The organism is Patescibacteria group bacterium (genome assembly GCA_041675205.1).
In the GTDB taxonomy this organism is placed as follows: domain Bacteria; phylum Patescibacteriota; class Patescibacteriia; order GWA2-46-9; family GWA2-46-9; genus JBAYUF01.
Genome location: JBAYUF010000007.1, coordinates 1 through 22,030, shown reverse-complemented (window position 1 = coordinate 22,030; position 22,030 = coordinate 1). Strand labels below are relative to the sequence as shown.

Sequence of the window (22,030 nt, the reverse complement as noted above, 5' to 3'; positions counted from 1 at the left end):
ACTCCTTATCGTTATTTTTCAGGTGCTTCCATCCAGCGTTTCAATAACCGAATTTTGCACATGTATCGTTTCTTACAATCATCACACCACATATGCGGTGGAATGTCTGGGACGAGATAGGTGGCTTCTTCACCCGTTTCGAGTACCACCGTCTCGATATATCCACCTTCGCATGCAATAATGCGTTCTAAAATGTGGTAGATGAGATCGGATGCAGCTTCATTCAATGAAGCCAACCGGCAGCCTCCGCAACAGCGGCCAGTAGACCCAGACCTCCACTGGTCGAGATAACCCATAACAAAATGCGAATCGTAGTTTTACGAAAGCGCGTGTTGGCAGCAACGGCTTTTTCCAATGCGACATGATGCAAACTGTAGTCATTCATGAAGGTGCTAATACCGGTGGCTAGATCATCCAATTTTTCATTGGTGGCGGTTTGTTTGGTTTCAATTACAATCAGACGTTCTGCATCACCACGTGTGAATTCAATCGGTTCATTGCTGCCGTTCGACATATCATCCTTCCTTTTTACTGAATTTGTCGACGACAGCCGGAACGATCTTTTCCGCGCTGCGGCCGATTACATAACCACCGAGACCGAGTTCGAGTAACGTCCACATTTGCGGTGGAATTTCATGGGTCAACAGACCTAGGCTATCCAGCACGACCAACACAAGAAAAGTAAGCATCGTGATCGGTCGCCATGACTGTTGCAACCATGATTCACCCTTGGCTTCCGTCATGATGACATCGGCTTGCATTTGGGTGATCTTTTGCTCATAGTCGAGCACTTTTTCCGCAAATGTGTTTTCGACTCGTGTGAGTTCACTGTGCAACGTCAGTTTTTCTTCGCCTGATGTGTGGAGATTGTCGATCAAATCCGCAACGGGCTTGACCACATCACCAAGGAATGTTAAGAGTCCCATGTGCTCTCCTTTAGACTAAGGTTGCTTCAAGTTCAGTCATGCCAACTGTACCAGCATCACCCGGAGCCTCTACGATATAGAGTTTCCAATAAGTTGCTGTTACACCGGCCGGACCATTGCCATCGATATATATTTTATTACCAAAACCATGCATGCCATTAACGTAAGAACGTGTGGTTCCCCATTTAGTCCACGTGTTATTATTGCTGCTGTAATAAATGTCTACGGCTCCATGTTGTAACGGTGGAAATCCACTTAGGTTACGATCAATTGTGATGATAAACGTCGAATCGGTGTCCAATTCAACAGCCGCATCAAACTGCAAAGCGTAATGGTCCATCATCGCGATATAGCCGCTGTCGGTCGTTACCCCAACATTGGTAATGCTATCAGTCATGGCAGCCAACCACGGCAGCGTAATAGGTGATGTGGCTGCCTGTTGATCATATCGGCCCCATGGTGCTGTTCCGGCCGGTGGTGAACTGGCACCAGTAGGCGACGGTGATGGAGACGGACTTGGTGACGGACTTGGGCTTGGCGACGGTGACGGACTTGGTGATGGAGACGGACTTGCTGATGGGTCAACATACACATATAACTCAATGGCCGTAATCGTTACGCTGTCCATGTCCTTTTGCGTTTCAATAATCAGCAATTGTTTGTTAGTCCACGTCGTACCAAATGCCGTTTTTAGGTCATCGATGTCGGGGTCAAATTCAATCCAATCTCCGGGTTCAAGATGTGAGTGTGTGAATCCGGCCGTTGTAAATTGGACCTGTATGTGTTCTTTTGACCAGATACCGTCGGTGGGGTTAACATAATGCTGGGCAACATGTGATGCACTGGTACCAGCAATATTTTCCCAGTTGAATGACCCGTGGCGTGTACGAACGGCCGCATCTGATATACTGTCGCTGTAATTATTGGCCTCCAAGAAACGGTTGTACTCTGGTTGCCACCGGGAGTTGATGTCCATGTCATTGATGATGTAACGCGTTTTGGTCATGCGAAAATCATCGTTAACCAGTTGTCCACGGCGTATAATGGTATTAGTGGTTGGCGTTTTATCATTTAGTGGAATGCAACGTAGTTTCCCAGCACCAGACGCAGCGATTACAAATGTACTTTGTTCTGACAAACGCCGAACAATGTCGCTAATTAATGTTCGTTCGGTAATGTCAATACGGGCCATAACATTTACATTAGCAGCCGCGTCAAAAGTTGCGATATCAATACTGGCACTTGTTAAACCAAAGAACGTGCGATACAGGTCTTCAATAATGAAGGCCGGGTCTTCTATCGCCGCGCCCACGTTATAAGGATTGTCACGATCAGTGACTGTTAATGCGGTGTAGTATTCTTTACCACTGGATGCGCACCACAGGGTGTCTTGGTACATTGTGGTGTGATAGTAACGCATCACTGCATCGGCCATAGTTGCGATAATAGCGTTACCAACGATGCCATCAGAATTAGAAGAACTGACACTACCACAATTCCAGTAGATGCCCACAGCCCACTGTGCACCGGGAAAGTCGGTACTTACATCAGATGATTCCAAATTGTGTGTGGTATCACCCGGATAAAACCAATTTGATGATTCCCATTGGAATAAACTGGTGCCACCAGTGCCAGTGTCAGAAGCATACCCACACTCAACACGATAATCGGTTGCTCCATCTACACCGTAGTACATATAAAATCGTAACTGGTGAATTTCAACTTCGGGCCAGTGTGAATGTGCGATGCCATGATAACCACCTTTCGCATGGCCCGCATTTAACACGTGCTGTCGTAGAATGCTTTCATGTTGGATACCAAACAGAGCTAAACCTTCGGCATCGTCTCCATCATCAGATAAACGATCGTAGAACGGACAAGTCGTGCTGTAACTTCCATCGCCTAAATTAATGCGGTTTGCTTCACTTTCATAGTAGGATTCGTCATTATAAACACCGGGTAAAATTTCGTCAAGGTAAAAATCGAGTATGACGTTTTGGTGTGCTTGTAACCACGATGGGCCGGTCGTACCATTGGTCAAACGTGCGGCTGGTAAAACAGTTGGTCCACCAGTTTCTCGGTATGGAGTGCCAACCATGTCAACCGCATGATCGGCTATTACATATTTGCCGTTAAGTTTATTCTCGTAGGAAAGACCGAGAGCCAAACCGGTTGCAGTTGTGGCTGCATCATCATAGGGGTCTGCAACGTTAAACTTGCCATACAATACCGGAATCGGACGGGTCAAGTTAATTTCAGGTGCATTAGGCCACACATCACCAATTACACGTTCCGGGATGGTCATGTCCCACAGTTTGCTCTTATCCTGTGCGGTGAACCGAGCTTGTTTTTTGTTTACTTCCAATGATTGCAGAATGTAACCATCAAAAATAATCAGACAATCAGTGATATTGGTGATGCCGTCTACCCATTGGTACAGCACACACGTTTCACCATTTAAGTCTTCCAGTAACGTTGAAGCGCGTACGGGTGTGCCACCATCCACCGGATAATATGGTTCATCTGACAAAATGAAAGTCACATCGGACACATGCCACTGCTTCGTAAATATGTCGATGCCTTCATTTAATGACCCATGCTCCAGTAACATCGGATAGATTGGCCCACAGGTCAAACCACGTGGCATCGGTCGGGTGGAAAAGTAATAAGTAACACTATTCTGGGTGATGGCCAAAATTACATCACGTTGATGACCTGATGTAGCTGCGTATGTATCAAAAATCGTTGATTTTGTCAGCATTACATTCCCCATTCGCCGTAGGCAATGCGGCCCGCATAACGTGTGGCAATTTCAGTTGCCGTTAGTATTCGCTTAGTGATACATACTTCGTCAATGTAGACACCCGCAACTGTGCTACCGATGTTTAAATCACGTGTGTTACAACTCATTGAGCCAGTAATGGTTGAAATGTCATCTGGTCCATCAAATAACACACCGTCTCTATAAATAGTAACAGTATCAGCCGTGCGGTTTACTACTGCTGTAAATAGATGATATTCACCCAAATCAATATTGGGTGTGATTGTAGCAATGGTTGTCACACCATCACCAAGTTTAACTTGCCAACGCTGGTTAGCACCGGATGCGTTAAAACCTAAGTCAAAACCCATGATCAGTCCACCAGCCACTGATACGTATTTATGAACCAGCATACTGGTCGTGGCCACATCAACTCGGACCCACACCTCAACAGTAAAACTACCAGTTCCCATATCAAAGTCAGTTGCATCGGCTGCGGCCAAAGTGTACTTATCCGGGTTGACTATTTGTACTGATGTATTGTCATGTTCAGTAGCACCATGATACCATGTAGGTGTGCCAGATACAGTCAAGTCATTGTCATTTCCGCTGTCGTCCAATGCGTCATCACGAAAATGCCACAAACCAACTGTTAAGTCCAACACACCTAAAATGTGATCGGTATACGACACACGTTTATAGCCGAGTTCGCGTAACACCACACGTGGCATGCGTGTGCTGGAGTCAATCATATTGGGCGACAGCGGAATTGCAAACTGCATCGCATAATACTGGTTTGAATCCAGTTCTGATTGAATGATGATTGGCTGGTTACTACCACGGGCAGCAGCGTACGCGTCATATAGATTAGTCCATTGATTTGCATTTTCTACAAACACAAAATCCCGTTGAATTACTCGTTGTTTGCCCAAACCAGCGTGTGTGGCAAAACTGTGCCCAGAACGTGTGATCGATTGATTGTTAAAGTATAGTAGTTTATTGATTTCCGGCCGTTGGTGATGCCATGGTAGGGAGTAGTCGTTCATGAACCACACACAACTTATTTCCGGACTAATCGTAACCGGTGCCGCATCAAAATTGGTGAATTCGATTTTCCAGTACCGAGCAGAAACTGGAATAACAAATTCATCTACAATCATCGGCCCGTAATTCGTGCGATAGGTGGTAAACAATTTAGTTTCCAAAGCGTAATACGTCGCATCGTCGCTGCTATACGAAACAGTCCATGATTTGGTGTCTTGGTACTCTTCATTGTAGTTGTGCAGCCAAAAGGTAATTGCATCAACAGTTTTTGCGCTGCCTAAATCATAGTATAACGCGCTGTCGGCTGTGCTGCTGGGTGTCCACCACGTGTCCGGGTCATTATCTAACGTGTACTTTGGTTCACGTCCAACAGCATACCCGGTTGTGTTGCGCCCACTGGTTAATATTGGTAGTGCATCAACAGGTGCAAATAACCGCACGCTTTTAGAACCAGCAAGATTAAGATCAGCCTCAACATGAATGGTCGTAATTGACCCATAATGGCCACTAGTACGCGAACGTGTGAGTGCAAAAATGCCAGCATCTAAATCACCAATGGGAAGAATCGTGCCACTGCATTCACCATATGGGTCCCATGCGTATGCGCCCATGGCCCATGATTCGTGTAGCGCAATAACACCTTGTACATCAATGGTGAATGTTTTAATGTAGCCTTCGGTTGTTGGGTTAGTGACGCTGTAGCCATTATAGGCAATCATAAAGTTGCCTTTGTAATCAAGTCGGTGTAAACGTCCACGTGTGGCCAAAGCGGTGTCAAATTCAAGGTTGTTGATTAATGTAATTGCTCCGGTGGCCAAGTCAACGCGTGCCGTTTGTAAATAACCATCGTCGCCTGACCCATAATAGTGAAAAACCACCAAATTTCCACTTTCGTAAACGGGTAATACGCTTACCCATGAATACGGGTAAGTTCCAACGGTGAATGCTTCACTATCTAAAACGGCCGATAGTAAACCAGTAGTGACATTAATGGTCCACGTGCGAATAAATCCTTGATTAGTCGTGTTGTTGGCTACACTAACCAGCACGCGATTGGGTAATTCAACGATGGCAGAGTTATAACCAAATGGTTGTGTGTCGTCATAGTCGGTCTGGGTGATTACTCCAGTATTGGGGTCAATGTGAAACACGCGAATTAATAGTAAATTGGTTGTCTGTTGACGATTGGATGTTACGTAGTAGTCGGTGTCCTTAATCCGAATCACACGTGGGCAATATGGCACGCCGTTGTACAGCAGGCCAGTTGTCGTATATTTGGCTTTCGTGATTATTCCGCTGTTGTCAATTTGGACCGTAAATCCTTCACACCCAACGCTGGTCTTTGTAAATACAAAAAATAGATTGGCAGCAACTTTGACAATGGCCACACCAACAGTGGTGCCAGTATAAAATTTCCACGAATCGATAGCTGTGATGGTCGTTCCATCATCAGAAATGTCAAATGTGCGGATATAACCATGTCGACTAGCATCTGAATGGCCAAGTACATAGGTAGTCCCAGAATGGTGGACCATGGTGTGTTCAGATGTGACATTCGCAGCATAATCTAAAGTTGCGATTGCCGTTGTGGTAATGTCGCCGATAGCCATTAGTGGTACTTATCCTTTTTTACGATTGGTAACTCGACAAATTGGCATGTAACACGGTATAGGTCCAAGTCGAGTAATTCTTCATCAATTTCATCCGAAGTAAATTGACACAAACGGCGTGTGTTATCCCAATCACGTAACAAAAATGGACGGTATACTCCATTACATTCACGCATCACACTACGAAGAACATCGTATTCTGTGTTGGTAACCATCCATGTGCCGGTAAACGGAATGGAAGCGTTAACACTATATCCTGTGCGGTATGTTTTACCGAATGGTAAAGCTAAATCGCCAACAGGGTACACAATGCTGCTATTGTCCGGAGTACTCCGTCCACGGTCCAATTGATGTAACCGAAACAACCAACACATGCTTATACGCATATCAACCGGCGCGTAAAAAAATGGACCAGCCAATTCTGCAAAAGTAAACTGCCAATAACGTGCAGTAATAGCTACTGGTACACTACTGATGATAAAATAGCGCAATTTGATGAACTCGGTTACGTGATCAGTCGGAGTTAAACTACCATCGCTGTGATAAGCTAACTCGGTTGCATTCCATGTGGTCGCATCATCTGAATACTGAACAGTAACAGTAATGCCGTGTGCTACCGGTGGTCCGGTCGTATCCCTTTCATGATGTATATAACTAAATCCATCACACGTGCGTGATTCACCAAGATCAACGGTTAACACGTGTTGTGTGTTAGCTTGATTTGCTTGCCAAGCAAAATTTGGTTCCAATGGTGAAATGGCATGTTCGGCGGGATGGCCTGTCGATTCACTGCTTACCGTTTCGATAGTGGCCCCATCCATCACTTCATAGGTGTGAAAATCAAGTAATATTGACATCACGCCCACCCGTTTTATTTTCGTTTTGAATACTTAGTAATGACCGGCCGTCCGTTACCAATTTGCGTAGTTTTGGTGCAATTGTCTTTTCCACATATTGATCGGACATCACGTTGCCCGAAATAGTCACATTCATCATAACCATGCCACCACCACCAGCACCACTGGAAGCCACGGGTACAATACGGTTAGAGGTACGACCAATGCCAACAGCCAATTCGGACCCACCTTGCGCTTCGGCCAATGCACCACGTGTGAACCATGACATAAAATCACGTCCTTGCTGTGCAGCCATGCGATCGTTAGCCGGTGTGTCAAAAATGCCACCCAAAATGCTACCCAGACCCGGAATGAACATATTCATAACCATGGCCAAGGCTTGCTTAATGAAAAAGGTCATAAAGTCTTGGGCAATGCCCTTGAATACTTCGCCAAAGCTCTGTCGTCCGGTAACCATATTACCAATCATTGAATCAACGGCTCCACCCATCATGCTTTTCATTTGTTGGCCAGCATTGGCCGTAAAACGAATGGCATAACTGGATGTGTCCATCATTCCCGCCGTGGCCATTGTAACTTGTTCATCTACCGCTTCACCCGTATCGGCAACAGCTTGCGGAAGAGTGGCGGTTACTTGGTCCATGGCCGCTTTTAAATTATTGGCATTACTGATAGCTACACCACTAACAGTTTGTCCTACCACATCAAGTTGAGCAATAGCATCAGCCGCAGCTTGTGTGCTACTTTTGATGGCCAATGATGCATCATTCCCCGATGATGCGACTTGTCCCAAACCGTTATTTAGTTGAACGACAGCGGCAGCCAAATCGTCAATATCACCACTGGTGCTTTGTGCGACCGCACCTACGTTACTTACTGAATTCTTTATGATCTCGATTGCGGCTCCGGTGTCACCCTTATATACTGCCAAGGCTGCCGCTAAAAGATCAGCAATCGGTGACAGCGCCATTTTAACTGAATCATAAACGATTTGGAACGCGTTGGTGATAATGCGACTACCACCGACGACGACGTTTACCCATCCAGTCATATGACTGCGCATGCTGGACATCATGTCGATCATCTCAGCACCAGTCGTCACAACTTGTTTTCCTTGTGCGTCAAATTGATCAGCGAAATTGATGCGGGTGAACTCATTTACAAAATCGGTCAACAGATTGATGAATTCAGTTAGTACGGGCAACAACACGCCACCGGCCGTCTCTTGTAGTTCACCAAATGATTCTTTTAGTACATTCAGTCGGATGGAAAATCCAGTGGCAGCATCGGTTGCGGCCCCACCGAAATTAGCATTTAGTTGTGCGATCGCCGTATTCAGTTGTGTGGTAAAACTGGTATTTTTATCAACGGCAACTCCATACTTTTCCAATGCACCAAGATCACGTTGACCAATAGCATCAGCAACCATTTGCAATGTTTTTGCCATGTCCTTATCTTTAGACGCGGCTATATCGGCTGTGGCTGCAACTAATTGGAAAGATTGCGATAATGAAGCACCACGGTCTACCATGGTCTGAACGGCCGCTCCCCAATCTTCGTCTGCCACACCGGTCAATAACATCATATCAGTAGTAAATGACCGTACGGCAGCGATATTCTGATTGGTAGCCACACCATGGCGTTCTAAAGCGGCCGTTACCATTTGCCAGCGTTGTTCGGCATCACCGGCTGCTGTAACTGTTTCCTTAAGCAGTCCAACGAATCCACGCCATGCGGCAACGGCAGCATCAGCTGCGATATTACCAATGGCAATTCCCTGTGTGAAACGTGAAAAGAATATTGAACCTTTTTGCGTTTCACCACTCAATGATTTAATTTCGCGTTCGAGTTTCTTAATCTCGCGTTGCGATTTAACCATTGCGGGTCCACCAAGATCAGCAAGCTCCTGATTAAGCTTTTTAATTTTGGCGGAGGCAGCTTCCTGCGCTTCAAATACGAGTTGGAATTTTTCTTTACTTGTTGCCATTGGATTGACCTAAGCGACGCAGTAATTCACGTTGTTCACGTTGTACTTTATCGGCCCTAACTCGATCAATACGTGCGATTTCTGCATCGATTATATCACACGCGTTGACCCAAAATGCGGGCAGATCATAGTAACTTTGGTATGTTTCGTTTTGTGTGCCTCTAATTCGTTGGTGTAAATTCCACAGTTTACGAGACAGGTCCGTCACAATGGACGGAATGCACACACTGTAGTAATTGGCTAATGCACTCCATATAGGTAAATGCGGGTCACTGGCATGAAGACGTGCGGCATCAACGACTTTATCCCAATCGTTGATATTCACACGTAATGATTTCATGTTTTGACCTTTGGCCGTTATGAGTCCTTTTGCGTCGGTGTGATTGAAACAGGCTCTCCGTCCGCTCCGGCATGATTCTCCGCATTCCCCACCGATTCCGGAGTACGCTGCACCGACGAGGAGAGTAAGTTTTTTGATTCGGATGGCGTGAGTTGGCAATGCGCAATGATTGCCCTGATGACTTCCTGCAAATCCGCCAATTCGGTTAACTGTTCCAGAACCACGCGCGGGCTGTCAGTATACCCATCAATTTCGACGATGGCGGGCGTGATGGTGTCCAAAAGCCGTCCAAAAGCACCATTTTCAGGACCGACAGTTAAGATGCTGTTGAGCAGACGTTCTTTGTCCCCGATGGACATACTGATAATGCGGAAGATAGTGTCACACGCTGTGATTGCATGCGTGCGTTGCTTGTTTACTAAGCGGAGAGGCATGATAATTCTCCTTGGAGAAAGTTTCCAGTAGAAAGATGCCCGTGGCCATAACCACGGGCATCATTGTCTTAGTGATGTAACTTAGGCAGCGGGCCAACTACGATCGATGGTGTTTTGCACGACGACCGTCAAACATTCACCCACAACTCCGGCCGCATATGAGGACAGCATGCGACAAGTGATTTGGCTGATGAGCAATCCTTCCTTATCATATTCCATCGATTCGATTTTGCCGGTAACCGAGATCGTCAACGTGCCAAAATCGACATCGAATTTGACCATTTCGCCTTCTTTAAGGCTTTCCAGTGCTTCATCGGCCGTGCTGTCACGCAAGAATTTAATCTTGAACGTACCAGAACGACCTTTGATGCCGTGCTCTTCGAAGCCATTAGTTACGCTGTGGCCCACTTTTTCCGTCTCGTATGCGCCTTCCACTTCGAATGATTGCATCGTAATGGCCGTAGGTGATGCCATGGCTGCACCATGCGTCAACGTCGCACTGGCAATGTCATTGAAATACAAAAATCCGGAACCATCGCGATCGGTCCACGTGCCGGACGGATTGGACGTGTCAATGGTCGTACCAAGAGCAACCCAATCCGTCTCATACATCAACATGCCATCACGTTCAGCCGACAATTTAAAACGTGGGGCAATACAGCCCATCGCTTTTTGTGACGTGCTGGCCACTGGTAGACGTTTAATCCACGTCAAAAAGTGACCAGCATTGGCACCAAAATCAGGATGCGTGCTAAAGTACGTGAAGGTCTTCGTGAATTCAGTATCGGCTCCTTCAATGACTTTCTGAAAATGCGCATAGGCATACTGGTCGATGTCATTCAAATCAACGGGTCCGCTTACGCTGAATTTGGCCGAGCTACCTTGTGTCGTGTGAACGGTCGTGTTTTCAACCGGTTGCCGCGTGCCATGGACGTGCGGCAACTCATGAATCATAACATCAGGGTCGATGTCAAACGGGTCACACGTGACCTCCGCAACGGCAGCCCCATCTACGGCCACAGTATCAAAATCGGCTTGGTCCGCATAACCATAGCGAACTTGTCTTGTTTCATAGGTCTGGGACATTAGATGTGCTCCTCGTCATTGTCCGGGTCACCCGTCATCAACGCTTCGGTTGATACCGATTGAACGTTGGTATCTTCGGCCGTTTCAACAGGCTCCATAGGGTCAGTGGTTAAAGAATCAACGCGTGCTTGTGCCACACGTGGTTTGTCTTTGGTCCGCACAACGTAACCATCGGTTTCTAACCGATCAGCAGCGACACGCGGAATTTCCTCAACAAAACCAAGTTGCAGTTCTCGCACGCTAATCGGGGAAATACCGTACCGATTGGCGATCATTTTGAGCTTACGCTGGTTGAGTTGGTCGGTTTTGATCACCCGCACCATGGTTTTGTCTAATTTCGGTTTGCTAACTTTGGGCATAATGTTCCACCTTGTGTATGTCAACTGTTATTTCTGACCCTGTGGTTCCACTTGACATGTGGTCCACATTATAAGCGACACCAGCTACATCAAAGATTCGATAGCCGCTGCCGAGATTAATGTGCTGTCGCAACCAAGTCACGACTTCATCGGTGATTTCTATGTTGTTAGCCGTGTCGATTGGTCCCAAACGGTAACCGGTATGGACACGGATAGAAAGTCGTATTAATCGGTTGTCAACGATTTCGGACTGATCGATGGCCGCATCACCCTTAATTGGCGTATCCGTTTCGACTTCCACACTCAACGATGGAATTACTAAGTTCGCCGTTTGATGCGTGCTATACGTCGCTGAAAAAATGGGTGATGGCGCGTACGTTCCCAGCAACGTTACAACTGTGCTATGTGCAGTTGAGGCACTCATTAAAATGCTCCTTTGGTAGCAACATAAGTAATCGTTGCAACGATGCGGGTTGAACTGTAGGAATCAGCATCAATTAGAGCTACTTCTTCCTGCCCAATCACACGAATTTGAAGAGCACCGATTGTGGCTGCTAAGGTACTACCATATAAAACGTTTTTGACGGCATCTAACATCGTTTCGATGTCTCGTCCTTTTTTCAACAGGATGATGCTGATGTCCAATTCATACCGAACGTGTGTTGAATCCTCGACTACTACCTCTTCTGGACCGGCTATTAAGCCCACATACGGTGAATGTTTACGAGCATCGACCGGAGTTAACAGTATGCGTGTGGCCTTGGCCACGCTGGACGACGTTTCTAATTGAGTGACCAGATTGTCGAGTATCGTTGTCTTTGTATTTGCCATTATTTCACCGTTATTTTGGCCATGTAATCGGTGCACAACCGGTGTACTTGCGCTCTACGGGCCATAATCGCCTTCGTTGCATAATGTGTGGCCTTGATGTGCGTACGGTGATTTTTACCCGTCATTCCACCGAATTCATGAATACGTGCGTATACACAGTCACTTTCGATAATGAGTTGCCATCCAACGTTTATTGCTTGGACGAACCAATTCCATGAATCGTGCAAGCGGCCAGATCGCCGTTGTAGAATACGACCTGAAAGATTGGTTTGAATTTCGGTTGTGACATCTTCCGCAAGCGATGTCAGTAACCGTGTGGGTATCTGTCCAAGTTTAATTAACGCATTCATCAAAGCGGAACTGCGAAAATTCTTGGGTGTGACCCGCATTGTCAAGTTGAAATCAGACATTAGTACGCCGTTTTATAACGTTGAATGATTTCAGCAACGAATTTAGGAACGGCATGCTCATAACTGAATGTTTGTTCGCCGTCCGATTGGCTGTTGATACCGAGTCGGTCCGCTTCCAATACGAAATGCTTTGCCAGTTGATAACACGCTTGTTTCAGATCGGTTGGCATAGCCGCATCAAAACCATATTCGAAAGTCACACGAGTATTTTGCCAACCCTTAATGAATCGGTGACCTTCGGTAAAGTAAATTATGTTGCTGCTGTCTTTGTAGGTATACGGGTAACTAACGATGTCATATTCCTGCCATGCTTGCCCATCCCAATATTCCAGTTTGGTAATGCCGGTGACCGGCGCATTATGAGTGTATAGTCGGCACGTACCATTACCATTAAGAATTTCAATCGCATCATGTGGTGATGGCGACGGTTGATCAATTTCAAATGTGCGACCGGTTTTACTTTCAATATAAGCGGTCGCAAGGGTTATGCACACACCGATTTGATCTTCATTTTCAGCAGGACTTGGAAGATCATCATAATCCCGGTATTCATCCAATGTGATGATATTACCCATATGCTAACTCCTTAAGAAATGCGGGCCGCATTACACAGCCCGCATTGGTAGTTTCGAACCGAGATTAAGCATCAAGATCGTTGCTCTTCTGATAGAAGACGAGCAACTTAGCACCGGCCGATGCCGTGGGTGACGGTTCATCGATCGTGAGAGTATCGTCGGCTGCAACGGTAGTGACGCTGGTCAATTCATCCAACGCGTCATAATCCGTTTCATCGACGCATAACACGACCAACGGCACATCATTTGAATTGATGCCCGTCACAGTGGCAGACGAGGGGTCAGTGCTGGGTGAACTGTCAATCGTGCCGACTCGCATTTGCAAGTTCAACGCTGCAAATGCACGAGGACTGGCATCCATCCACATGACGAATACCGAATTGCCGTTCGTAGAGGACGTACAACGAATCGCATTGGCAGCGTAAATGCTGGACGCGGCCGTACGATCAGTCCATGCACCGGTTGAAGCGTTGATTTCAATGACGGAAATGAGTGTGTCTTCTTCAGTGATACCCGAAATCGTAATGGACACATTCGCCAATGCACCCGCTCCAACTTCGGCGGAGACGAACGGCGAATCCACTTGCAAACCGGCATCACATGCCATCCACCAAACCGCCACCACATCATTCGCAGATGCAGGACAGAGCAATTTAGTGGTACTGATGGACGAAGACGCAGTAGTGTCCGTCCAAGCGTTGGTGGTCTGGGCCAATTCCAGCACGCCGATGAGTTCATCGTTTGCTGAAATGGCCGTTCCATCACCCGCAGTACACGTGATTCCGGCTGTCGAAGAATCAGCCGCTCCCGTCAACAGCGCAAACTTAATCAATCCGGCACGAACAGCGCGTGTCATTCTAGCCAAAGTAAAACTCCTTTGGAAAAGTGGGCCGTGCTACCGGCCCACATTTTAGTATTATCACACGTAGTTAATTACGCCGTGTGCTGGATGTTGATCATTTCGGCGACCGGAACGATGGCATCAGCGCAAATCTTGCCGAAATCCCAACGGGCCGTGGCGACGAATTGCTGTTGCTGCGTCAGAATGTTCTTGTTATATTCGAGCGTCACACCACGACGCTGACCAATACGGAACGACGGCTTATGCACGCAACACATGGACGTGTGCTTCACGTCGGTGTTGGGCGCATACAGGCCGCTGGAGGCCAACGTTTCCAGATACTGACCGGAAATGTAAATTTCGGAACCGTCGATGGTCGGCAGCGTGCCGGAAATCATGAAGGCCAGAACGCCGAGAGCATCTTCTTTAAACAAAGCCTGTTGCACTTGCGAACGGCCCTTGATGCCCGTCACATAGAGACATTCGGACGGATTGAGGCCCGCTTCCACCATGTCCTGTTTGGCATCGGTAAAGTTGACGATTTCGAGCGCGTTCACGCCCGTCGTGGCCGAAGAATCTTCGATATCACGCGTAACGGTAATGCCGAGCTTGCGAATACCCTTGAAGGACGTTTCCACCTGATAGGTCTGGTATTTGGTCTCATCAACGTTGTCAAAGTGCGTCGCACTGTCATCACCGTTGATCATGGCCGATTCCAAACCTTCCAGCAACGCCTTGGCCAACTCCGTACGAATGAAGGCCACCATATCGAGAATCGCATCCTCGGTGACTTCCTCGGAAGCAACCAGTGCACCAACGAACAAATCGGGCGTAAAGGTCTTCACACCAGTGGCGATGTTAGTTTTGCGGTGCTCTTCCGCATTGTCCACCAACGCTTCCCCACCTTTGTACACGACGGCTTTGCCGTTCTGGAACGGATACTTGGCCGAGCCACCCTTGGGCATGTTCCACGTAAGGAACTTGGAGGCCAGACGCGGCTGCACACGCAAAATCTCATTGAACTCGGACGACAGTTCGGAAGGAAGCCATTCCGCACCATAACCGGTGTTGCCACCAGCCATGGCCAGAGCCACGTCCTTATCAAACTTCTCCGTCAGCTTGACAAGCTGCTTGTAGAGTTTGAGATTCTGAATCGTGTACCGATCGCGGCCTTTGTAACGGTTCATCGCATCGGCGATCAACATCGCATCATGCAGGTCGCGGAGGTTCTTGAGTTCCTGTCCGTTGTCCATCTTGTCGTAATCAACCGGCATCTGGAACAGACAGTAGGCGCGCTGGGCGACTTCACCGAGCTTGTTGCCGTCATCGTCCGTCAACCACACGAAATCGGTAATGAGGGACCGGTAATCCGTATAGGCAAACCGCGTATCCGCAACCGCACGTTCGGCTTTCACCGTCTCAACCATGGTCTTAATTCCAGCCAGATCGGTGGAGAATTTCTCCAGCCGTTCGGCCAGTTCGCTCTTGGTGATCATGCGATCGGCCGCTTGCGTCTGCGCTTCACGAATGCCGTTCAGAATTCCCTGCAGTTCATCAACCCGCACGCCGAGCTTTTCATTTTCGGACATGACCTGCTCAACGGTAACCGGGGTGTTGTCTTTGGTAGCCAAGTTAAGGCTCCTTTCGGATAAGTTAGTGGTAATTGCTTTCTTGTCTTCAAGTGAATTACGCACCTCGAATAGTGCGTTGCTGTCGGCTCCGATGTTGACAATCGAGACTTCCTTAAGACGGCCTTGTATCACAGTGACCGTTCCCGTTTTTTCTTCCACCTCGTATTTATCAACAACAAATCCGATGGAAAAGGCTTCCAGTTTACCTTCGCGTATCGCACGCATCAACAGCGAACTGTTCTCACGCCAAATACGCACTTTTCCCCGAATGCCTTTGTTTTTGACGATCTCTAATTTCGTCACTTCGCCGATAGGTTCTTTGTATTGATCATGGAAAGCCAACACACGACCATTGAACAGCGACATGCCTTCTTTGTGTGTGAATGCGCTGGCTTTTACGATCAAATTGCGTGACTCGATCAGGTTCTCGGTGATGAACCAACCCTCAATATCGATGTCGCCTTCCTTCCCGTCTGTTGCTTCGGAAAATTCGAATGCGACATCACACGCAACGAGAATCACATCGGGACGCGATTCATCATAGAGCCGTGTAAGAGCATTTTGCTCTCGTTCAGAACCCATGCGCAATGTCTCCTTAATAAGATTAGACAGGTTATTTATTTACTGAGCACGGCGACATCGATTGGGCTGTTGTGACCAGTTTGCTTCATCTGGGACAACACCAGTGCCGAGCCATTAACAAAATCAGTCAACAGCGAATTGGTGATAGCGACTGCCCGCGTATACGAGAAAATCGCCTTCACACGTTTTTCAAGTTGCAAATATGACCATTGATAACGGTCCGCATCGCTTAGGACGGAACGCAGCATGGTCATATTTTGATCAACAATGTCCTCCAATTGGAAATCCACACGTCGTAACAATTCCTCGACGGCCCGATCATTGGGATTGAACACGCCAATATTGGCCAAGGTAACCGTTCCCCGATCAGTTAATTGTTTCCGGAGAATGGGAACGATGTTATTACGGAACGATTTGGCCGCAGATATACTGTTATATAGACGAGGAGCTTGTGTGTCTGGATCACACAATACACTCATCATTGAACCACCACCGGTCATAGCATTAGCGGCCGCAATGACTGTCACACGTTGTAGTTTAAACAGCCGAAATAGGGCATTCTCAACTTCTTCCTTTTCAGCCTTTTTGGGTTGTTCACCTTTCTTCGCTTTAGCCGGTTGCGGTTGTTCACCGTCAACGGGTTGTTCACCATCGGCCGGAACACCGGCTGTCGGCTTAAGCGCATCAGGCACTACGGGCGCAGCGTCTTCATCGATGCCGAGTTGTTCACGCACGTATTCCGCACTGACGATGCCTTCCTTCTTCAATTTGAGGAGACGATCTTCAACCGCAGTTTGGTCACCTTTGATCGCTGGCACACTGTCAAGGTCAAATTTGATGCGGATGTCTTGGCCAAAAATGGGCCACAGCAACTGCTTGTTAAGTCCGTCTTCTATGACTTTAAGAATCGGCTTGATCGTGTTCATCCAGAAATCGATGTCTTGTGCAAGTGCATTCGCGTAATTCGCATACTCCATCACACCACCACGAAACGGCGGAAGACCAAACACACCAAAAATTTTCTCACGGTTATGTTTCAACAGGTCGAGGAAGGCGATATCTTTGTGTTTCTGGTCCGGGTATTCAAATTTACCCGCATACCGATTGATGAAGATTTTGAACGCCTTCTCCGCTCCACCGATTTCCGAACTCATCGCATCCAGAATCTGTTGATGCTGGTCTTCGGTCAAGTCGTGATCGGGTGTGAACATCAAGTTGAGTGTGGCACCAAATCGGAAAAAGTTGCTGTTAAACCGATTAACGAAATAATCCATCATGATTTCTTCACGTACGGTGTTCACACGGCCGATTCCCCAAAATGGGTCATCTACGTCCATATCTCTGATGTGAATCACACGCCGACGCGGGTAAACCTTCTGGTTGGCAGTATATACGCCGAATCGGTAAGAACGATCACGCGTGCTAATGTCTACCAAACGCGGGTCACGCGGCCAAATCTGGGCAAATTCATTCGGGCCGGTCAACAGTTCAATGGTCAAAATGGCGTTGCCATCGTTGAGATATGACTTGACGATGTGATCAACGACATCGGACCATGAATGTTCGGTGTTCGGATTGCGTAGTAATTCATTGGCAGGATGATCATTATCATCCACTTCGCGTTCCACACCACCAACCGTTTCCACCTCAACGATTTTAACGGGCAAGCCTTTAATCGCATCGGCGATGGCACGTGTGGCGATGTACACGTTGGCGTTAACCTTCGGCGCATCAAGATCATGTTTAGTCTTCGGTTGCCGTTGCGCCCAATCCAACGTGCTGTAACGACGTTCGATCTCCACATTGGCAACACGGTCCTTGAGTGTAATAAAATTGCGGACCGATTGCCAAATCGTTTTTATAAAATGCCGCATCAACTAAGGTCTCCTTTAATGAATATCACCCGCTTCAAGTCGTCGACGCAGATGGTCTCGACGATGTGTTTATCAAGTTCACGTGCGGGTGTAAATCCATTCATTTGCATAAAACCGGTAATCTGGTTGGGGTGCGTACCGTATTCGGCAAGGTGCTCAATACTGTATTCCACAACTACGAGTAGATTTTTATTCGCATCAAAAATACCACGTGCGCCGTTAAGTACCTGCAATTCGGCCCCTTCAACGTCAATCTTGATGGCATCGATTTGCCGATTGGCATCATCACGTACGACGTTATCCAATGCGACAGCCTGAACGCGCATCATTTGAGCCTGTTGCGATTTTACATCGATGACTTGGTGGCGACCCGGATTTTCATTCGTTTTTAAAAATAGATGCGTATTCTTATTCCATGCAGCAGCCTGAACGGGCCGTATTCCAGTATCACTCTGTTGTGCATTACGGCATAACTGCATGAAATTTTTTGACTCCGGCTCCAAAGCGTAGATAATGGGAACGATGGCATAACGATTAATATACCATTCGGACATCGACAATGACCACAGGCCAACGTGTGCACCAATGTCCACGAATACACCGTTCAGTTTACCGAATAGTGTGATGCGGTCGAGATAATCACATACATAGTCGATTTCGGTCGCTTCATAGCTTTTCATGTGGCATGGTGCACATTTCTTGTAACCACAGTCATGCATCTTATACAGAGTAGCCATTTATACTGACCAGCTTTTAGGTTTGGATTTTTTGTCCTTGGTCGGACGTTCACCAATTACACGTGCTTTCGGGTCTTGCTGTTTGGACTCGGACGCTTCACCGGTGTGCCAACTGGTGCCAGCGGCAACACTACTCCGCATGCCACTGACTTTAAATGCCAAGTAACGGTAGGCACTTGCATGAAAATAGTGATCTTTACCTTTGGTCCATACAGGACGACCGTTGGCATCAGTCACACGCGCTGGAGTCATCATCTGGGCAAGGTATTGCTTATTGCTGGCATGAATGAAATCGGACCTGACGTGTGATTTCTTATCCAAGATCATTTTAACCATGGCATCGAGACATTCCGTGCGATTCGTCTCCAGCACTTGCTTCGAATAATCTTGGTTGTACTCGGTCTTAACCTGATCTTTAGGTCGATAATAACACATCCACCGGTGACCCTTGGCTTTCACGAAATCACGCGTTTCATTATAGCCACCACCGGCCGCATCAATGACGGTACATACAACATTGAAATCCGCTTCCAGTTTTTCCACATCGGCCCAACGATCGACGTTGGCATAATGAATGTCAATCAATTCGCCGGCCCAAACCATACTGATCACACATGTGAACTTGCTACCTTGGTCCACACCCATTACCGTGCGAAAAATATGCGGGTCGTATTCAAATTTTGCGCCCGCATAGATACTACGATGCATCGCTTCCTTCGACAGTTTGAAATCGACATTCTCGTACGTTACGCCGAGATAGTTGTTATAGAAGTTTTGCAGTAAGGTCGGGTCATTCTGTGCAAGGATGAACTTCTTAAACAGCCAAATGATGTCATTCGGTTTTTTGCTTTTGTTAGTGAACAACCTGCTGATACGGTAACCACTCACACGGCCCACACCCGGATTCATCGCAATCCAATGACCAAAACCGAGACGATCAAATTCTTTATGACAGTTAAAGCAGATGGCCTGACCGGACGGGCTGCGCAGTTTCCATGTGTTGAGGTATGGCTCGACGAAATGCGTTTCCCATTCCAGTATCTGTTCATGACCGCAATGTTCACACGTTACGTGCCACTCCTTCTGGTCCGAATCAAGAAACTCTTTGTGAATGCCGAAGTTATCACGTGTGGGATTACCGAATTTCCACACGTAAGGATGCGAACAGTTGGCAATACGATCATAGGCGTACGGCAGGTTGTCCTGATCAAGCAGGTCAAATTCATCGAAAAATAGCGCATCACATGGGAACTCAAAGAAATCGGTCTTGACGTTGCTGCCCACATATTTCCAGCCATGGCCGAACAGCGACTTGTATACGTTGCTGTCGCTTTCCGTATCACCACTCTTGATGGCATTGGCATACAGTGGGCTGTAATCTTTCAGTCGATTGATGCGATCGGCAACGAAGGTACGTCGGTGTTCCTTGCTGGGTAGCACATACATACCGCGTTTACCCTTATTGGCAAGAGTAAACATCGCACACAAGGCGTGCTCCGTCATGTGGACTTGGGAGCACTTGATGATCACCATGTCATGGCTGTTGTCCTTATAAATCGCTGTCAACCATGGCTTATCACGGAACGTCATGCGATCGCCTTTAGTCGTGCGATGGTGCATCATGGCCATGAACAAACGCGGATAGTTGTCCGCCATTTTGTCAAGACCTGCACCAGTTAGCATCTGGGCATCACGTGATAAGGTTGCCACAGGAGATTTGTCCATTAAATCGTGTTCGGTTCCGGAGTAAGAAAATTGATGAGGATGGTTTCACCTTCGGCGGAGCAACTGATGCGAAGGAAGTTCGTTTCGCCGACGATGATGATTTCGGCCAGACCGTCACGCTCGATGATCGCACGTACAGCACTGCCGTCCAGATTCAAGGCGAAAAATTCGACCACGGCGCAACTGTCGGTGGACAGCATGCGCTGGGCGTACATATCCATTTGCACAAACGCACTGTCGCTGGGATTGCCGACGAGACCACCTTGGACGTTAAACGTCGAATCACACGTGGACAAACGGCCCACCAGTAGGAAACTTGGGTTGGCTACCGGTCCACCTTTGAGTATGCACACATCGTACTGTCCAGCGTTGTAAACCACGCATTCATTGGTGGACTGTTGTGATGCTTGACCCGCCAAATTGGACGGTATCACAAACGACAATATCAACACACAAAGGACGATTGTGATGAACTTTTTCATGTGAACCTCATACGGTGTATAAGATAAATTGTTGGGACTGGGCGCACACCGCAAACACCCAGTCCCATGGAGAAACCGCGTCATACTGCGGCTAAATCTTTTTCTCCGATTCACACATTGACATCGTAGACGGGTGGGCCGGATGATTGCGCCATGCTGAATGAATGAGATCGTAGATCAGCATTACACTCTCCATTTACTAGGTGTGGAAGCATGCGCCGTAATCACACGTTGTAGATCACCACCTGCAAGACAATAAGGACTGGTGCAACGTTTCGGCTTATCCCTGTCTTTGAAGAGTCGCAACTCTTCTACCTGATGGCCACAGTCATAACACTCATAAACGTACAAGGGCATGTCATTCTCCCTGCTCACGTTCGATGCGGGCGATTTCCGCTTTGATCTGGCAAGGCGTAAAATTGCGTGCCGTCATGACGGCAATTAAGGCAGCATGTTTTTTCTCGTCGAACGCCTTTTCGCAAATGGCCGCACGCTGTTTTTGATTCGGATATTCCCGTTTCATGACGGCATCATTCATACAACGTGATACGAACTTGCTGCGTTTTTCATCGGCGTTGGGTGTGGGAATCGGCATCGTCTACTCTTTGGGCACACGGACGTTAACGATCACACGCCGAATCTTGTGCAGCACCTCGGCGATGCGAAGATCAAAAAAGTAGCCCAAGGTGACGCCAACGACAAAGCAAATAACGTAATACATGACATTTCCTTGCTATAGGGTGTGATTAACCGTACGATCGCCATTGATCATTGCTTCTTCCATCGCATGACGGAACTGATCTGACAAACTAAGCGGTTTTTTCCACTCCGCCAAGTGACGGCCCGCCTGTTTCCACATCGAACGACGCGCTGCACGACTGTGGTTTTTAACGTCGTGTGATGCGGCATAAAGTTTTTCATACATGTGGCGGTTATAG

Annotated in this window: 24 protein-coding genes; all 24 read right to left on the bottom strand. The window is 47.4% G+C overall.

What is annotated here, in order from left to right:
• Positions 1 to 11: 11 nt before the first annotated feature.
• A complete protein-coding gene (locus WC052_04685; GenBank protein ID MFA7286926.1) occupies positions 12 to 236 on the bottom strand; it encodes a hypothetical protein in 225 nt (74 codons plus the stop codon).
• Positions 224 to 514, bottom strand: a complete 291-nt coding sequence (locus WC052_04680) for a hypothetical protein (GenBank protein ID MFA7286925.1) — start codon at positions 512 to 514, stop codon at positions 224 to 226. The genes WC052_04685 and WC052_04680 overlap by 13 nt, the downstream gene beginning before the upstream one ends.
• A gap of 1 nt (position 515) precedes the next feature.
• Positions 516 to 926 carry a 3TM-type holin gene (locus WC052_04675; protein ID MFA7286924.1) on the bottom strand — a complete coding sequence of 137 codons (411 nt, stop codon included), beginning with the start codon at positions 924 to 926 and terminating at the stop codon, positions 516 to 518.
• 10 nt (positions 927 to 936) lie between these two features.
• Complete coding sequence (locus tag WC052_04670) at positions 937 to 3,687, bottom strand: hypothetical protein (protein ID MFA7286923.1); 2,751 nt, start codon at positions 3,685 to 3,687, stop codon at positions 937 to 939.
• The gene (locus WC052_04665; protein ID MFA7286922.1) at positions 3,687 to 6,341 is read right to left on the bottom strand and encodes a LamG-like jellyroll fold domain-containing protein; all 2,655 of its coding nucleotides are present in this window, start codon (positions 6,339 to 6,341) and stop codon (positions 3,687 to 3,689) included. The genes WC052_04670 and WC052_04665 overlap by 1 nt, the downstream gene beginning before the upstream one ends.
• Positions 6,341 to 7,198 (bottom strand): discoidin domain-containing protein, encoded by an 858-nt coding sequence (locus tag WC052_04660; protein MFA7286921.1) that lies wholly within the window; start codon positions 7,196 to 7,198, stop codon positions 6,341 to 6,343. Before WC052_04660 ends, WC052_04665 begins: the two co-directional genes overlap by 1 nt.
• Positions 7,182 to 9,185: a hypothetical protein gene (locus tag WC052_04655; protein ID MFA7286920.1), complete on the bottom strand. Its 2,004-nt coding sequence runs from the start codon at positions 9,183 to 9,185 to the stop codon at positions 7,182 to 7,184. Before WC052_04655 ends, WC052_04660 begins: the two co-directional genes overlap by 17 nt.
• Positions 9,172 to 9,525 carry a hypothetical protein gene (locus WC052_04650; GenBank protein ID MFA7286919.1) on the bottom strand — a complete coding sequence of 118 codons (354 nt, stop codon included), beginning with the start codon at positions 9,523 to 9,525 and terminating at the stop codon, positions 9,172 to 9,174. Before WC052_04650 ends, WC052_04655 begins: the two co-directional genes overlap by 14 nt.
• Positions 9,526 to 9,542: 17 nt before the next feature.
• Positions 9,543 to 9,959 (bottom strand): hypothetical protein, encoded by a 417-nt coding sequence (locus WC052_04645; protein ID MFA7286918.1) that lies wholly within the window; start codon positions 9,957 to 9,959, stop codon positions 9,543 to 9,545.
• An 81-nt stretch (positions 9,960 to 10,040) separates the two neighbouring features.
• On the bottom strand, positions 10,041 to 11,045 hold the full coding sequence (locus WC052_04640) for a hypothetical protein (protein MFA7286917.1): 1,005 nt from the start codon (positions 11,043 to 11,045) through the stop codon (positions 10,041 to 10,043).
• Entirely contained in the window at positions 11,045 to 11,404 is a 360-nt protein-coding gene (locus tag WC052_04635; protein MFA7286916.1) for a hypothetical protein, read from the bottom strand. The genes WC052_04640 and WC052_04635 overlap by 1 nt, the downstream gene beginning before the upstream one ends.
• On the bottom strand, positions 11,391 to 11,828 hold the full coding sequence (locus WC052_04630) for a hypothetical protein (GenBank protein MFA7286915.1): 438 nt from the start codon (positions 11,826 to 11,828) through the stop codon (positions 11,391 to 11,393). Before WC052_04630 ends, WC052_04635 begins: the two co-directional genes overlap by 14 nt.
• Positions 11,828 to 12,235, bottom strand: a complete 408-nt coding sequence (locus WC052_04625) for a hypothetical protein (protein ID MFA7286914.1) — start codon at positions 12,233 to 12,235, stop codon at positions 11,828 to 11,830. The genes WC052_04630 and WC052_04625 overlap by 1 nt, the downstream gene beginning before the upstream one ends.
• Entirely contained in the window at positions 12,235 to 12,645 is a 411-nt protein-coding gene (locus WC052_04620) for a hypothetical protein (protein ID MFA7286913.1), read from the bottom strand. Before WC052_04620 ends, WC052_04625 begins: the two co-directional genes overlap by 1 nt.
• The gene (locus WC052_04615; protein MFA7286912.1) at positions 12,645 to 13,220 is read right to left on the bottom strand and encodes a hypothetical protein; all 576 of its coding nucleotides are present in this window, start codon (positions 13,218 to 13,220) and stop codon (positions 12,645 to 12,647) included. The genes WC052_04620 and WC052_04615 overlap by 1 nt, the downstream gene beginning before the upstream one ends.
• A gap of 64 nt (positions 13,221 to 13,284) precedes the next feature.
• Entirely contained in the window at positions 13,285 to 14,085 is an 801-nt protein-coding gene (locus WC052_04610) for a hypothetical protein (protein MFA7286911.1), read from the bottom strand.
• 68 nt (positions 14,086 to 14,153) lie between these two features.
• A complete protein-coding gene (locus tag WC052_04605; GenBank protein MFA7286910.1) occupies positions 14,154 to 16,274 on the bottom strand; it encodes a phage major capsid protein in 2,121 nt (706 codons plus the stop codon).
• A gap of 35 nt (positions 16,275 to 16,309) precedes the next feature.
• On the bottom strand, positions 16,310 to 18,148 hold the full coding sequence (locus WC052_04600) for a phage portal protein (protein MFA7286909.1): 1,839 nt from the start codon (positions 18,146 to 18,148) through the stop codon (positions 16,310 to 16,312).
• Positions 18,148 to 18,885: an FkbM family methyltransferase gene (locus tag WC052_04595; protein ID MFA7286908.1), complete on the bottom strand. Its 738-nt coding sequence runs from the start codon at positions 18,883 to 18,885 to the stop codon at positions 18,148 to 18,150. The genes WC052_04600 and WC052_04595 overlap by 1 nt, the downstream gene beginning before the upstream one ends.
• A complete protein-coding gene (locus WC052_04590) occupies positions 18,886 to 20,610 on the bottom strand; it encodes a phage terminase large subunit family protein (protein MFA7286907.1) in 1,725 nt (574 codons plus the stop codon).
• Positions 20,610 to 21,092, bottom strand: coding sequence for a hypothetical protein (locus tag WC052_04585; protein ID MFA7286906.1), 483 nt, complete (start codon positions 21,090 to 21,092; stop codon positions 20,610 to 20,612). The genes WC052_04590 and WC052_04585 overlap by 1 nt, the downstream gene beginning before the upstream one ends.
• Before the next feature lie 358 nt (positions 21,093 to 21,450).
• On the bottom strand, positions 21,451 to 21,687 hold the full coding sequence (locus tag WC052_04580; protein MFA7286905.1) for a hypothetical protein: 237 nt from the start codon (positions 21,685 to 21,687) through the stop codon (positions 21,451 to 21,453).
• A gap of 3 nt (positions 21,688 to 21,690) precedes the next feature.
• Positions 21,691 to 21,813, bottom strand: a complete 123-nt coding sequence (locus WC052_04575; protein ID MFA7286904.1) for a hypothetical protein — start codon at positions 21,811 to 21,813, stop codon at positions 21,691 to 21,693.
• 12 nt (positions 21,814 to 21,825) lie between these two features.
• On the bottom strand, positions 21,826 to 22,030 hold a 205-nt coding region (locus tag WC052_04570; protein MFA7286903.1), incomplete at its 5' end, for a hypothetical protein.